This window comes from Amycolatopsis plumensis, assembly GCF_042652605.1.
In the GTDB taxonomy this organism is placed as follows: Bacteria; Actinomycetota; Actinomycetes; order Mycobacteriales; family Pseudonocardiaceae; genus Amycolatopsis; species Amycolatopsis plumensis.
This window is the reverse complement of the sequence record NZ_JBHSJY010000001.1, coordinates 7004976-7019216: the sequence shown is the minus strand read 5'-3', so window position 1 is coordinate 7019216 and position 14241 is coordinate 7004976. Positions and strand designations below refer to the sequence as shown.

Here is a 14241-nt window from a genome sequence, read left to right as displayed (position 1 = left end):
CGCACCTCCGAGTTTTCGCCTTCACGCTACGTAGTTACCGTAACCCGAATCGACCCGGGGCGACAGTCCGATCTAGACCTCTGCCAGGTACTTCTCCCAGAGTGCGGGGTCCATGAACCAGTGCTGGAAGTCGGAGGGGTCCATGAACCCGTTGACGAACCGCCGGGCGACCGCGGGGTTCTGCCCCGCCACGCCGAGGATCTGGAGCACGTGCGGGGGCGGCGGCAGGAGCAGGGCGTTGGTCCATTCGGTCACGTGCCGCGCGTACTCCCAGTAGCGCTCGAACGTCGCTTCCATCCAGCCGGCGTCGAACGGCTGGTCGCCGTGCGCGACGATCGCGTCGAGGTAGGTCGCCGCGCAGTGGCTCGCGTTGTTCGAGCCCTGCCCGGTGATCGGGTCGTTCGCCACGACGACGTCGGCCATGCCGAGCACGATCGCCCCGCCCGGCAGGGTGCCGACCGGGTGGCGGACCACCGGCGTGTACCCGCCCGCCAGGGTCGCCTTGGCGTCGGTCAGCTCGGCGTCGCGGCAGCGCTCGTACTCCCACGGCACGAACTGCCGCATCAGGTCCAGCACGCGCCGGAAGTGCTCGTCCGGGCCCGGGTGGTCGTCGAAGCAGTCCAGCGGCCCGCCGGGCACGCCTTCGAAGAAGAGGATGTCGCAGTTCCCGCTCAGGGTGTACGCCGGGATCATGAACAGCTCGCCGACGCCGGGGACGATGTTGAACCGCACCCCCACCTTGTCCGGGTGCTCGGGGCGGCGGCCGACGCCGTGGGCGTAGGCCAGGGAAAGCGCGCGCATCGGCCGCGTGTACGGCGACCGCTCGGGCACCCGGTCGAACAGCTGGACCAGCTCGCCCTTGCCGGCCGAGATGATCACCAGGTCGTAGAGCCGGGCCAGCGCGTCCAGTTCGGACGTCATCACGCCGTGGATGACGAGCTTGCCGCCGCGGTCCTCGAACAGCTCCAGCCAGCCGGCCATCTTCACCCGCTGGTCCACCGACTGGGCGGGGTGGTCGAGCTCGGCGAACCAGTCGAGCGCGCGGCCGCCGTCCGGGGCGGCCACCGAGACGCCGAGGCCCTCCACGTCGACCGTCTCGGCCTCCCACAGGTTGATCCCGAGGTCGCGCTCGTGCTGCAGCGCGTCGTGGAACATGCACTGCGTCGACATCACCCGCCCGTTCCGGATCTCCTCCGGCGTCCGCGCGGACATCACGGTGACGTCGTAGTCCTTCGCCTGCAGCCCGAGGGCCAGCTGCAGGCCGGACTGCCCGGCGCCCACGACCAGGACCTTGCGCATGGAGTTCGTTCTCCTTCTCAGGCGTGCGGGGCGCTGCCGGCCAGCTCGCGGCCCGCCGGGCCGGAGAGCACCGCCAGTGACAACGTGTGACCGACGAGCTCGGTCAGGGTGGCGATCGTCGACGCGCGGTCCCGGGCGTCGCAGGTGACCAGCGGCACGCTCGGATCGAGCGCGAGGGCGTCCCGCACCTCCTCCAGGTCGTGCACGGGCATGCCTTCGAACTGGTTGACCGCGACGATGAACGGCAGCTCCGAGTCGTTCTCGAAGTAGTTGATCGCCGCGAAGGACTCGTCGATCCGGCTGGTGTCCACGAGCACGACCGCACCCAGCGCGCCGCGGCTCAGGTCGTCCCAGAGGAACCAGAACCGCGCCTGCCCCGGCGTGCCGAACAGGTACAGCAGCAGGTCCGGGCGCAGCGTGATCCGCCCGAAGTCCATCGCCACGGTCGTGGTCGACTTGCCGCCGGGCGGGATTTCGTCGATGCCTTCCCCGGCCTCGGTCATCCACGCCTCGTTGCTCATCGGCGGCACTTCCGACACCGCGCCGACGAACGTGGTCTTCCCGACACCGAAGCCCCCGGCGACGACGATCTTCGCGGAGATCGTCAGCAGATCGCCCTCAGGCGGGGAGCCGCTTGAGCCCATCAAGGATCCTCTCGAGCACGTTGGTGTCGTGGTGGTAGGCGTGCGCGGTGGGGTGGACGAACACCGCGCCCTGGGCAGCGAGGTCGCCGAGCAGCACCCGGACCACGCCCAGCGGCAGGTCCAGCCCGACCGACAGCTCCGCGACCGAGCAGCGCACCCGGGCGCGTTCGTAGAGCGAGCGCGACTCGGGCATGAGCGTGTCGCTCAGGGCGGGGTCGTACTGCGGCACCGAGATCAGCGTCTCCACCAGCAGCTGGAACCGCGTGCCGGTGCGGCCGCCGGTGAGCGCGTACGCGCGGATCCGGCGGCTCCGGCGCGGTAACGGGGTGTCCTTTTCGGACATCGGCATCACATCCTGGTCGGGCACGTGCGTCACATCCGGGGCCGGCGCGCGGTCAGCACCTGGCGCAGCTCCGCGCGCACCTCGGGGGTGAGCGCGTGGCCGGCGTTGGTGATGAACTGGGTCATCTCGTAGGCGACCACCTTCATGTCCGCCTCGCCCGAGGTCAGCACCGCGAGCCCGGCACCGGAACCGATGCCCATGAACAGGAAGTAGCCGTGGGTGAGCCGGATGATGATCTGCTCGCAGGCACCCTTCCCGAACAGCGCCGCGCTGTTGCCGGCCAGGGAGAGCAGGCCGCTGGCGATGGCGGCGAGCTGTTCGGCCTCGGCCTCGCCGACCGAGTCGGACGCGGTGAGCGGGAAGCCGTCCACGCTCATGATCAGCGCGTGGCTGACGCCGTGGACCTTGCGCACGAAGTCGTCGAGCAGCCACGCGAAGTTCGCCGTGGCCGGCTGGGGGGCGGTCACCGGGCGGTTCCTCCGGGCGTCTCGTCCTGGCGGGTGCGGTTCTCCGCGAGCGCCGCCTGCTCGCCGTCGGCGAACGCCCCGAGGTCGGCGAGCAGCTGCTCGTGCCCGGCCGCGGCGGTGTCCTGGGCGGGCGGGGGTGGCGGTGGTTCCGGTGCGGCCCCGCGGATGCTGCCGGGCACGCGGCGCGGCAGGCCGTTCGCCGTGGTCCCGCCGACGGTCCCCTCGACCGGCCGCGGCCGCGGGCTGGGCCTGCGCGGCGCCGGGGTTTCCGGGGCCTCCGGCGTGTCCCGGGGCAACGTCCCGGCGCGGCGGCGCGGCAGCCCGCCGACGGTGGCCGGCTCGCGGCCGGCCCCGGCCTTGACCGGCTCGATGGTGACGGTCCGGGTGCCCGACCAGGCGTGCTCGGCGAGTTCGGTGACGATCCCGGTGGGCAGCAGCACGGTGGCGACCGTGCCGTGCGGGCTGCGCCGGTCGAGCCGCACGGTGACGTCGTGCCGGGCGGCCAGGCGGGCGACCACGGCGAGCCCCATGTGCCGCGCCGCGGCGTCGTCGAGGTCGCCGCCCGCGGCCAGCCGCGCGTTGAGCTCGCCGATGCGGTCGGCGGGGATGCCGATGCCCTCGTCCTCGATCCGGACGAGCACGCTGCCCTGCTCGGTCAGGTGCGCGCTGACGTGCACCGGCGAGCTGGGCGAGGACTGGTTGGCGGCGTTGTCGAACAGCTCGGCCAGCACCCGGCCCAGGTCCTCCGCGGCGAAGCCGACGACGCCGAGGTTGACCACCCGGCCGATGGTGATCCGGGCGTAGTGGTTGATCGACGACATCGCTTCGCGCATGAGGTCGAGCACCGAGGTCGAGCGGGCCGCGTCGTCGGCGGTGTCCTGCCCGGCGAGCACGCGCAGGTTTTCGGCGTTGCGCCGCAGCCGCGTGGCGAGGTGGTCCAGCTGGTAGAGCTCGGCGAGGCGGCGGTGGTCCTCCTCCCCCGCCTCCAGTTCTTCGAGCCGCGCGAGCAGCTGGTCGAGGAGGTTGAGGTCGCGCAGGGCGACGCTGGCGCAGATCTCGGCCAGCACGCCGTCACCGGACGGCGCCGCCACCGGGTCCGGCCGGGTCAGCTCGACGAAGGCCGGTCCCGCCGCCGGCGCGTACCCGGGGTGCTTCGGGGGCGCGGTGAGGAACTGCGCGGCGGCGACCCGCGAGCGGTCCAGCAGGACGCGTGATCGATCCAGGATTTCCCGGGCCCGGCTCGCCATGTAGGTCCCACTTCTTCCGTGATCGTGACCGACTGTGGTGCTCGAAGAGCGTGTGCTGCGCCGACCCCCGGCGGCGATGCGGGACATGCAAGCAGAAAGGTTCGTGGGATGTCCACAGCGGGTCCCCGCACGATCGCCCTGGGTGATCGCGAATTCGGAGCGTCGCCGCTGGTGAGCGCAGGGGATTAGGCCATTCGGTTCAATTTTGCAAATTGCGGGTCGCAACAGAGCGCACACGGCCGCCGAACCCGCAGCTGAGGCAGGCTCTCTCCGCGAATTCGCAGGACGGTGCCCGATTTGTCGCAACTTTGCGGGGCACGCAATTTTTTGCGGGGCACGCAAGTTTTTCGCTACACTCCGTCCATGCCGCCGGAAGAACCACCGAAGCTGACCCTGCGCGAGCGGAAGAAGCGCGAAGCCCGCCGGGCGCTCGCGCAGGCCGCGCTGCGGCTCACGCTGGAGCGGGGGCTGGAGAACGTCCGGGTGGAGGACATCGCCTCCGAGGTGGGCGTCTCCCCCCGCACGTTCAACAACTACTTCTCCAGCAAGGAGCAGGCGGTCTGCTCGGTGGTCGTCGACCGGCACGAGGGGATGCGCGAGGCCCTGCTCGACCGGCCGGAGGGCGAGCCGCTCTGGGAGTCGGTCAAGCACGCGGTGCTCGAGCAATATTCGCGTGATGGCGAGCCGGATCGCGCGTATGTTGCGCGTATCCGGGAGCTGATGGGCCAGCTCATGCTGCGTGGCGAATTCCTCAACGCCCACGCGGCGGTCGAGCGGGTCCTGGCCGAAACGATCGCGAAACGGGTGGGCGGTGTGGACCACCTGCTGTGCCGGCTGATGGCCTCCTCGGTGGAAAGTGCCGTCCGCGTCGCCTTCGTGAACTGGTTCACCGAAGGCGAACCGCTCCTGCCGACGCTGGAGCGGCTACTGGACGAGCTGGCCGCCGGGATGCCGACCCTGACCGGCGGCACCGAACGGAAACCCGAACCGAACACCACCACTCCACTGGGGGAATCGTTGTGCTAGTCAAGCTCCTGCGCAGCCATCTGCGCCCGTACCGGGGCACGCTGTGGGTGATCGTCGCGCTCCAGCTCGTGCAGACGATCGCCATGCTCTACCTGCCGACGCTGAACGCCGACATCGTCGACGAGGGCCTGATCAAGGGCGACATGCCCTACATCCTGCGGGTCGGCGCGGTGATGCTGGCCGTCACGCTGGCCCAGATCGCCGGCTCGATCGGCGCGGTCTACTTCGGCGCGCGCACGGCGATGGCGATCGGCCGGGACATCCGCGCCGGGGTCTTCCACCGGGTGCAGGACTTCTCGGCCCGCGAGGTCGGCCAGTTCGGCACGCCGTCGCTGATCACCCGCACCACCAACGACGTCCAGCAGGTCCAGATGCTGGTCCTGATGACGCTGACGCTGATGGTGTCCGCGCCGATCATGTGCGTCGGCGGCATCATCCTGGCCTTGAACCTCGACGTGCCCCTGTCGTCGCTGCTGCTGGTCATCGTGCCGGTGCTGGCGGTCGCCGTCGGCACGATCATCGCCAAGATGCGCCCGGCGTTCCGGCTGATGCAGGTGCGCGTCGACCGGATCAACCAGATCCTGCGCGAGCAGATCATGGGTATCCGGGTGATCCGCGCGTTCGTGCGCGACAAACACGAACGGCAGCGCTTCGACGTCGCCAACGACGAGCTGCTCACCGTTTCGCTGCGGGTCGGGCGGCTGATGGCGCTGATGTTCCCGATCGTGATGCTGGTGATGAACGCCTCCAGCGTCGCCGTGCTGTGGTTCGGCGGGCAGCGGATCGACTCCGGCAGCATGCAGATCGGCGCCATGACGGCGTTCCTGTCCTACCTGCTGCAGATCCTGATGGCCGTCATGATGGCCACGTTCATGTTCATGATGGTCCCGCGCGCGGAGGTCAGCGCCGAGCGGATCAGCGAAGTGCTGGACACCGAGTCGAGCGTCCGCCCGCCGGTGTCGCCGATCCGCCCCGGCGCGGTCCACGGGCACCTGGAGCTCGCGAACGTCGAATTCCGCTACCCCGGCGCGGAAAAGCCGGTGCTGTGCGACATTTCGCTGATCGGGCGGCCGGGTGAGACCACCGCCGTGATCGGGTCGACCGGAACCGGCAAGACGACGCTGCTGAACCTGATCCCGCGGCTGATGGACGCCACGAAGGGCACGGTCAAGGTCGACGGCGTCGACGTGCGCGACCTCGATCCGGCGGTGCTCGCCCGCGCGGTCGGGCTGGTGCCGCAGAAGCCGTACCTGTTCGCCGGCACGGTGGCGAGCAACCTGCGCTACGGCAACCCGGACGCGACCGACGAAGAGCTGTGGCACGCGCTGGAAGTGGCCCAGGGCAGAGGCTTCGTCGAAGCGATGGCCGAAGGCCTCGAGTCGCCGATCGCCCAGGGCGGCACGAACGTCTCCGGCGGTCAGCGGCAGCGGCTCGCGATCGCCCGGATGCTGGTGCACAAGCCGGAGATCTACCTGTTCGACGACTCGTTCTCGGCGCTCGACTACGCGACGGACGCGGCCTTGCGCCGCGCGCTGGTGTCGGAGACCAAGGACGCGACGGTGGTCATCGTCGCGCAGCGGGTCAGCACCATCCGGAACGCCGACCGGATCATCGTCCTCGACGAGGGCCGCGTCGTCGGCACCGGCACCCACCACGAACTGTTCGACAGCAACGAAACCTATCGTGAGATCGTGCTGTCGCAGCTCACCGAGCAGGAGGCGGCGTGAGCACCACGGAATCGCCCAAGGTCGCCGTCACCGAAGCCGGGGAACGGCCCGTCGCGCAACGGCACCGGAACACCGGGGCCGTCGCCGGGCCGGCCGGCCGCTTCATGGGCGGCGGTGCGCCGCCGGAGAAAGCCCTCGACTTCAAGGGTTCGCTCAAGCGCCTGCTGCAGCTGCTGAGACCGCAGCGAGCGGCCCTGATCGGCGTCCTCGTGCTCGGCGCGGCCAGCGTCACGCTCACCGTGACCGGGCCGAAGATCCTCGGCCAGGCCACCGACGCCATCCTCGCCGGCGTGCTCGGCAAGCAGGTGCCGCCGGGCGTCACCAAGGAGCAGATCGTCGCCGGCCTGCGTGCCCGCGGCGACGGCACGCTCGCCGACATCTACAGCCGGGTCGACCTCGTGCCCGGCGTCGGCATCGACTTCGACAAGGTCGGCCAGATCCTGCTGACCGTGCTGGCGCTGTTCGTCATCGCGTCGTTCTTCGGGCTCATCCAGGCCCGGTTGACCACGACGCTGGTGCAGCAGGCGGTGTACCGGCTGCGCCAGGAGGTCGAGGACAAGTTCGCGCGGCTGCCGCTGAAGTACTTCGACCGCCAGCCGCGCGGCGAGGTGCTTTCGCGCGTCACCAACGACATCGACAACCTGGCGATGTCGCTGCAGCAGACGCTGTCGCAGATCGTCTCGTCGCTGCTGACGGTGATCGGCGTGCTGATCATGATGTTCCTGATCTCCCCGCTGCTGGCGCTGATCGCGCTGCTCACCGTGCCGCTGTCGGCGGTCGTGGCGGCGAAGGTCGGGAAGCGGGCGCAGCCGAACTTCATCAAGCAGTGGTCGACGACCGGCAAGCTCAACGCGCACGTCGAGGAGATGTACACCGGGCACTCGCTGGTCAAGGTGTTCGGCCGCCGCGAGGAGTCCGCGGCGATCTTCGACAAGCAGAACGAAACGCTGTACCAGGCGAGCTTCAAGGCGCAGTTCATCTCCGGGATGATCCAGCCGGCGATGATGTTCATCGGCAACCTGAGCTACGTGCTGGTGGCGGTGATCGGCGCGCTGCGCGTCGCGTCAGGCAGCCTGACGCTGGGCGAGGTGCAGGCGTTCATCCAGTACTCGCGCCAGTTCAGCCAGCCGGTCACGCAGATCGCCAGCATGGCGAACCTGCTGCAGTCCGGGGTCGCTTCGGCGGAGCGGGTGTTCGCGCTGCTCGACGCCGAGGAGCAGGCACCGGAACCGGAGCACCCGGAGCGGCCCGAGGTGATCCGCGGGCGCGTCGAGTTCCAGGACGTCTCGTTCCGCTACCTGCCGGACAAGCCGCTGATCGACGGCCTGTCGCTCACGGTCGAACCCGGTCAGACGGTGGCGATCGTCGGCCCGACCGGCGCGGGCAAGACGACGCTGGTCAACCTGCTGATGCGGTTCTACGAGCTCGACAGCGGGCGGATCACGCTCGACGGCGTCGACATCGCGAAGATGAACCGCGAAGAGCTGCGCGACCAGACCGGCATGGTGCTGCAGGACGCGTGGCTGTTCGGCGGCACGATCGCGGAGAACATCGCCTACGGCGCGGACGACCCGAGCCGCGAGGAGATCGTCGAGGCGGCCCAGGCGACGTACGTGGACCGCTTCGTGCGGACGTTGCCGGACGGCTACGACACGGTGCTCGACGACGAGGGCGGCACGGTCAGCGCGGGTGAGAAGCAGCTGATCACGGTGGCGCGGGCGTTCCTGGCCAAGCCGGTGATCCTCATCCTCGACGAGGCCACGAGCTCGGTCGACACCCGCACCGAGGTGCTCATCCAGCGGGCGATGAACTCGCTGCGCAGCGGCCGCACGAGCTTCGTCATCGCGCACCGCCTTTCGACGATCCGCGACGCGGACGTGATCCTGGTGATGGAGCACGGGCAGATCGTCGAGCAGGGCGACCACGAAACGCTGCTGCACAGCGGTGGGGCGTACGCACGGCTGTACGCGGCGCAGTTCGCCGAAGCGATGGCCGAGACGGACTGAGGGCCCGGCTCGGTGCAGTGAATGACTCATTCCTGGCGTCGGACGCCAGGAATGAGTCATTCACTGCCGGACCGGTACGCTGGGGGCTCTTCGAGCGGAAGGGGTACTGGGGCGGCCATGGCCGACAAACTCGAGGAATACCGCCACAAGCGAAGCCGCAGCCGCACCCCCGAACCCTGGCCAGACGGCCCGCCCGTCCCCGGGAACGACGAGCTCTTCGTCATCCAGGAACACCACGCCACCCGGCTGCACTGGGATTTCCGGCTCGAGCGCGACGGCGTGTTGGTCTCGTGGGCGGTGCCGAAGGGCCTGCCGCTCTCCCCCGGCGTCCCCCGGCTCGCCGTGCACACCGAAGACCACCCCCTGGAGTACCTCACGTTCTCCGGCGAGATCCCCGCGGGCGAGTACGGCGGTGGCCGGATGACCGTGTGGGACACCGGGACCTACGAAACGCTGCACTGGAACGACCACAAGGTCGAGGTGGTCTTCCACGGCGCCCGCACGCGCGGCAAGTACCTTTTCCAGAACCGCCACGACGAGGACGGCCGCGACTGGACCCTGCGGCGCCTCGACCCCGCCGCGCCCGGCCACGAAGACGCGCCCGACTTCCTCGAGCCGATGGTGGCGGAACCGGGCGAGCTGCCGGCGGACGACGACGCGTGGGCCTACGAATTCGCCTGGGGCGGCCTGCGCACGATGCTGCTGGTCTGCGGCGGCCGCGTCACCGCCCACGACGGCACCGGCGCCGACGTCACCGACCGCTACCCCGAGCTGCACAAGCTGGGCGAGGAGCTCGGGTCCACGGAAGTGCTGCTGGACGGCGAAGTCGTCGTGATGAAGGACGGCAAGCCGCATCCCGACGGACTGGAGCAGCGCCGCCGAGCCGACGGCGCGGCCGCCAAACGGCTCAAGACCGCCTGCCCGGTCTTCTACTTCGCCGCCGACGTCCTGCACCTCGACGGCCGGCCGACGCTTGAGCTGCCGTACACCAAACGCCGCGAGCTGCTGGACGGCTTGGCGATCGAGGACCGGCACTGGCAGGTCCCCCGCTACTTCGCGGGCGGCGGAGAGGCCGTCGTCGAAGCCGCCCGTCAGCACGGCCTCCCCGGTGTCGTCGCCAAGCGCGCCGACAGCCCGTACCAGCCGGGCGGCGGCACGGGCGACTGGCTGCTCATCGAAAGCTGAGCCCCGGACCCGGCGTGATCAGGCCCGTAACCGGCGTGATCCAGGCCGTGACTCGCGTGATCAAAGCCGTTCCGCCCGCAATCACGCGAGATCCGGCTCCAGTCACGCGAGATCCGGCTCCGATCACGTGGGTTTGTCAGTGCGGCCGCGGCACCACCGTCAGGTGCCCCCCGGCGAGCCCGCCGCAACAACGCCCAGGCCACCAGTGTGGTCAGCACGTTCCCGCCGAGCACGGCACCGGCGACCCCGAGCGTGCGGGGCACGGACGTGTCCCGGCTTTCGCGCAGCAGCACCGGGCTCAGCAGGAGCATGACCACCGCGACCGGCACGTTGACGAAGAACAGCGACGGCCAGCCGAACCAGCCGAGCAGCGCCCCGCCGAGCAGCAGGCCGATCGTGGCGCCCATCGCGGCGATCCTGGACCACGCGGCCAGCGCCCGGTTCCGTTCGCGGCCTTCCGGGAACATGTCGGTGAGGATCCGCGGCGATCAGCGGGACACCCATGATCACGCTCTGGGCGTCGAGGATCACCATGAAACTGGCCGCGCACAGCAGCACCGGCGCCGCCCACTGCGAGGGTCATCCGCGCTCCTGGTGCCGATCCGACTCGGGGTGCGCTCCGACGGTGCGAAGCGCCCCGAGGTCGGCTCGTCTCCCTCGCTGCACAAGGCGGGACGGCTCAGCAGCCGCACGTGTAGTACGTGATGTCCCAGTGGTTCCCCTCGTCGCAGTAGAGGTTGCCGGACGCGGCCTTCCACTGCGGGTAGCCGTCGCCGCGCAGGCCGGCGTAGCCGAAGCTGTTCTTGATGTAGGCGTCGATGCAGCTGTTGTGCGAGATGTCCACCTTGTAGCCGTTGTAGTGGCTGCAGGTGCCCGACGCGTGGCCGACCTCGGTCCCGCCGGTGATGTTGATCGCGCAGCCGCTGGCCCGCTTCAGCGTGATCACGCCGGTGACGGTGCTCTGGTTGATCTGTTCGTAGGACGTGCACGTCGAGTTGGACCGGGTGGTGCAGCCGCCGCTCGACGAGTGCGTCACCCCGGCCGCCGACAGCTGCGACGCGGCCTGCGCCTGCGTGAGCTTGGTGACCGTTTCGGTCGCCGACGCGGTGCCGATGGTGGCGAACACCGCCGTCGCGGCCGAGGCGATCAGCACCGGTGCCACCCGCGCCAGCATCCGTTGTCCCGGCATGAGTTGTCTCCCTCCGACGATTTCCGAACGCCGGGAGCCAAATCCGGACGGCCATAACTTCGCCAAACTCGCGGCCCCGCCCGCCGGGACGGGGCGCCGTCAGGTCCTGATCTTCGTCAAGACTTCACGAGTCCGATCCCGGTCCGGGGAATCGCTGGTGACGCCGTCGAGTTCGCGCAGCGCGCGCAGCTCCCACAACGGGAACCCGAGTTCCCGGAACAACCCGGCCGAGGTGCGCAGCAGCCGTTCCGCCTCGGCGCCACGGCCCTCCTCGGCCTCCGTCCGCCCGAGGCCGAGCAGCGCGTACCCGGCGCCGCGGCGGTCGCGCAGGTCCCGGAACACCTCCAGCGCGAGCCGCAGGTGCCGCCGGGCGCCCGCCGGGTCGCCGGCGCGGCGGCGGGCCTCGGCGAGGCTGCGGTGGGTGTAGGCGGCGGCGTGCCGGTGCCCGATCTGCTCGAACAGCGCCAGCGACCGGGTCAGGAAGCGCTGTCCGTCGGCCGCTTCCCCGGCGTCGGTGTGCAGGTCGCCGAGGCTGCGCAGCACGTGCGCCTCCCAGTGCCGTTCGCCGGTGCGGACCGCGCCGCCGAGCGCCCCGGTGAGCAGGTCGGCGGCCCGGTCCCGGCCACCGTGCCGGCGCAGGACGTCGGCGTAGCGCTTGGCGGCCTGGTCGTGCCCGCGGCCGTCGTCGCACTCCCGGGCGAGCAGCATGCCGGCCTCGAAGCTTTCGATCGCACGCCGCACGTCGCCGATGTCCTCGGCCAGCGAGCCCAGCTGCGCCGCCGCGGCCGCCTGCCCGCGGCGGTCCCCGCACTCGCGCAACAGGCCGAGCGCTTCCCGCAACTCGGCTTCGGCGGTCTCGGGATCCCCTCCGTCGAGGTGGACGTCGGCGAGCGCGGCCAGGACCGCGCCGGTGCCCCGCGGGTCGTCCAGGGCGCGGTAGCGGTGCTCGGCCATGACGAAGCAGCTCCGCGCCCGGTGCCAGTGGCCGTGCTGCCAGTGCACCGCACCGAGGTTGTAGAGCTTCCCGGCCTCCGCGCGCGGGTCGCGGCGACGGCGGGCGGCGGCCAGCCCGAGCACCGCGACGGCGCGGGCGGAGCGGCCGAGCCACGGGGTGCCCGCCAGCGCGGTGCAGGCGTCGGCGAGCCGCTCGGTCAGCTCGTGCCAGCCGTGGGCGCCCGCCAGGCGGACGGCGGCGGCGAGGTGGCCCGTCTCCTCGGCGGCCCAGGCCGCCGGGTCGGCCGCGATCCGCCGGGCGAGCACCGGGTCCGGCCTGAGCGCCGGGCGGCCTCGCGCGTGTTCGGCGAGCGCCAGCGCGGCCTCGCACGCCCGGCGCACCGCGGCCGGGTCGGCGTCCGCCGGGCCTTCGGCCAGCACCAGGCGGACGAACGGGGGCACCACCCACCGCGTCCCGGCGGGCTCCAGCAGGTGCGCCGCGGCCAGGTCGTCGAGGCGGTCGTGGGCTTCGCCGAGGGGCAGGTCGAGCAACGCGGCGGCGGACCAGTCCGGGACGGCGGCGCCGAAGGCGGCGAGCAGCCGCAGCAGGGACACGTCGGCGGCGGAGCGCTCGCGCAGCGCCGAAGTCACCGCGGCGCGGACGCCGAGGTCGCCGGCGGTCAGCTCGTCGAGCCGGCGGTGGTCGTCGGCGAGCCGCGCGGCGAGCTCGCCGACGCGCCGGTTCGGCCGGGCCGCGAGCTTGATGCCGGCGATCCGGACGGCGAGGGCGAGCCCGGCGCAGTGGCCGAGAAGCCGTTGCACCGCTTCGGGTTCCTCCCGCAGCCGCGCCTCCCCCGCGATCGCCGCCAGCAGCGCCCAGGCGTCCTCTGTGGACAGTGGCGGTACCGGGATCGCCCGTGCCCCGCACAGTCCCGGCAGCTCGCGGCGCGTGGTGACCAGCGCGGCGCAGCCGGGCCCGCTCGGCAGCAGCGCGCGCACCTGGGCCTCCGACGCGGCGTCCTCGAGCAGCACGAGCAGCCGCCGGTCGGCGGTGTAGCCGCGCCAGAGCCCGGCCAGCCCGGCGCGGTCGGCCAGCTCGGCCGGCGTCGCGCCGAGCCGCCGCAGGAAGCCGGCCAGCACGGCCGCCGGTTCGGCCGGTGTCCCGTCCGGGGCGCGCAGGGAGGCGGTCAGCTGGCCGTCGGGGAACCGGCGCCGGGCCCGCCAGGCGGCCTGGACCGCCAGCGCGGACTTGCCCGCTCCGGCCGCCCCGTGCAGCACGACCGGGGCCGGGCTCCGCAGCGCGCGGACGACGTCGGCGAGCTCGGCCGCGCGGCCGGTGAAGTCGGGCACCGCGGGCGGGAGCTGGGCGGGCGGTCCCGGCGTCGTCCACTCGGTGCCGGCGATCCGGCGGTACACGGCGACGAGGTCGGCGCCGGGCCACACGCCGGCCTCGTCCCACAGCGCCCGCCGGGTCCGGCGGAGCACCTCCAGGGCCGATTCGCGGCGGCCGACGGCGCCGAGGGCCGCGGCGAGCCGGGCGGCGAACCGCTCGTCGGCGGGCCGCGCCGCGACCACCGGGGCGAGCCGCTCGACGACGGACCCGCCGTCGCCGTCGGCGAGTTCCAGCTCGACCAGCTGCAGCAGCGCGGCCGAGCGGCGGTCCTCCAGCCACAGCTTGTGCGCCTCCAGCAGCGGCCCGCCGGCGACGTCGGCGAACGCGTCGCCGCGCCAGCACGCCAGGGCCCGTTCGAGCGTGCGGCGGCGTTGCGCCCGGTCGTCGGCGCCCGAGGCGAGCAGCGCCAGGAAGTCGTCCGCGTCCAGCTCCCCCGGCTCGACGCAGAGGGCGTAGCCGCGCGGTCCGGACCGGAGCCGCTGCCCGGCTTCGGCGGCGCCGAGCCCGGGTGAGAGCGTCTTGCGCAGCTTCGACACGGTGACCTGCACGATCGCCGCCGCGCTCGAGGGCGCGCCGTCCGGCCACAGTTCGTCGACCAGGGTGTCGCGGCCGACGAACCGGCCGGCGCGGGTGAGGAGGACGGCGAGCAGCCGCCGCGGCTGGGCCGCCGACGGCAGCGGGACCGACGCCGTCATCGGCCCGAGGACCTGGAACCGCACGGCCACCACACCCCACCCGCGAGATCACCTGATCGAGCGAGGTGAATCTAACGGTTCGGCGCC

General features: G+C 71.9%; 12 protein-coding genes. 4 read left to right on the top strand and 8 right to left on the bottom strand.

Annotated features, from left to right (window positions below):
* Positions 1–72: 72 nt before the first annotated feature.
* The 5 genes from ACFPLC_RS34090 to ACFPLC_RS34070 are packed head-to-tail and all read right to left on the bottom strand — an operon-like array spanning position 73 to position 4000.
* The gene (locus ACFPLC_RS34090) at positions 73–1299 is read right to left on the bottom strand and encodes a styrene monooxygenase/indole monooxygenase family protein (protein ID WP_378191282.1); all 1227 of its coding nucleotides are present in this window, start codon (positions 1297–1299) and stop codon (positions 73–75) included.
* Between the two features lie 17 nt (positions 1300–1316).
* Entirely contained in the window at positions 1317–1943 is a 627-nt protein-coding gene (locus ACFPLC_RS34085) for a GTP-binding protein (protein ID WP_191316609.1), read from the bottom strand.
* On the bottom strand, positions 1918–2286 hold the full coding sequence (locus ACFPLC_RS34080; protein ID WP_191316608.1) for a DUF742 domain-containing protein: 369 nt from the start codon (positions 2284–2286) through the stop codon (positions 1918–1920). The genes ACFPLC_RS34085 and ACFPLC_RS34080 overlap by 26 nt, the downstream gene beginning before the upstream one ends.
* 29 nt (positions 2287–2315) lie before the next feature.
* Positions 2316–2753 carry a roadblock/LC7 domain-containing protein gene (locus ACFPLC_RS34075; protein WP_043788010.1) on the bottom strand — a complete coding sequence of 146 codons (438 nt, stop codon included), beginning with the start codon at positions 2751–2753 and terminating at the stop codon, positions 2316–2318.
* Entirely contained in the window at positions 2750–4000 is a 1251-nt protein-coding gene (locus ACFPLC_RS34070) for a sensor histidine kinase (RefSeq protein WP_378191286.1), read from the bottom strand. Before ACFPLC_RS34070 ends, ACFPLC_RS34075 begins: the two co-directional genes overlap by 4 nt.
* 363 nt (positions 4001–4363) lie before the next feature.
* Between ACFPLC_RS34070 and ACFPLC_RS34065 the strand changes: the two genes are divergently transcribed.
* The 4 genes from ACFPLC_RS34065 to ACFPLC_RS34050 all read left to right on the top strand — a co-directional run bounded on the left by ACFPLC_RS34065 (position 4364) and on the right by ACFPLC_RS34050 (position 9944).
* On the top strand, positions 4364–5026 hold the full coding sequence (locus ACFPLC_RS34065) for a TetR/AcrR family transcriptional regulator (protein ID WP_191316606.1): 663 nt from the start codon (positions 4364–4366) through the stop codon (positions 5024–5026).
* Positions 5020–6753, top strand: coding sequence for an ABC transporter ATP-binding protein (locus tag ACFPLC_RS34060; protein ID WP_378191288.1), 1734 nt, complete (start codon positions 5020–5022; stop codon positions 6751–6753). Before ACFPLC_RS34065 ends, ACFPLC_RS34060 begins: the two co-directional genes overlap by 7 nt.
* Positions 6750–8759 (top strand): ABC transporter ATP-binding protein, encoded by a 2010-nt coding sequence (locus ACFPLC_RS34055; RefSeq protein WP_378191290.1) that lies wholly within the window; start codon positions 6750–6752, stop codon positions 8757–8759. The genes ACFPLC_RS34060 and ACFPLC_RS34055 overlap by 4 nt, the downstream gene beginning before the upstream one ends.
* Before the next feature lie 117 nt (positions 8760–8876).
* On the top strand, positions 8877–9944 hold the full coding sequence (locus ACFPLC_RS34050; protein WP_378191292.1) for a DNA polymerase ligase N-terminal domain-containing protein: 1068 nt from the start codon (positions 8877–8879) through the stop codon (positions 9942–9944).
* Here ACFPLC_RS34050 and ACFPLC_RS34045 read toward each other — a convergent pair.
* From ACFPLC_RS34045 to ACFPLC_RS34035, 3 genes are all read right to left on the bottom strand, one after another.
* Positions 9851–10411, bottom strand: a complete 561-nt coding sequence (locus ACFPLC_RS34045) for an MFS transporter (protein WP_378191294.1) — start codon at positions 10409–10411, stop codon at positions 9851–9853. The two genes, ACFPLC_RS34050 and ACFPLC_RS34045, sit on opposite strands and share 94 nt — an antisense overlap.
* A gap of 212 nt (positions 10412–10623) precedes the next feature.
* Positions 10624–11133, bottom strand: a complete 510-nt coding sequence (locus ACFPLC_RS34040; RefSeq protein WP_378191297.1) for a hypothetical protein — start codon at positions 11131–11133, stop codon at positions 10624–10626.
* 99 nt (positions 11134–11232) lie between these two features.
* Positions 11233–14178 carry an AfsR/SARP family transcriptional regulator gene (locus tag ACFPLC_RS34035; RefSeq protein ID WP_378236291.1) on the bottom strand — a complete coding sequence of 982 codons (2946 nt, stop codon included), beginning with the start codon at positions 14176–14178 and terminating at the stop codon, positions 11233–11235.
* Positions 14179–14241: the final 63 nt, after the last annotated feature.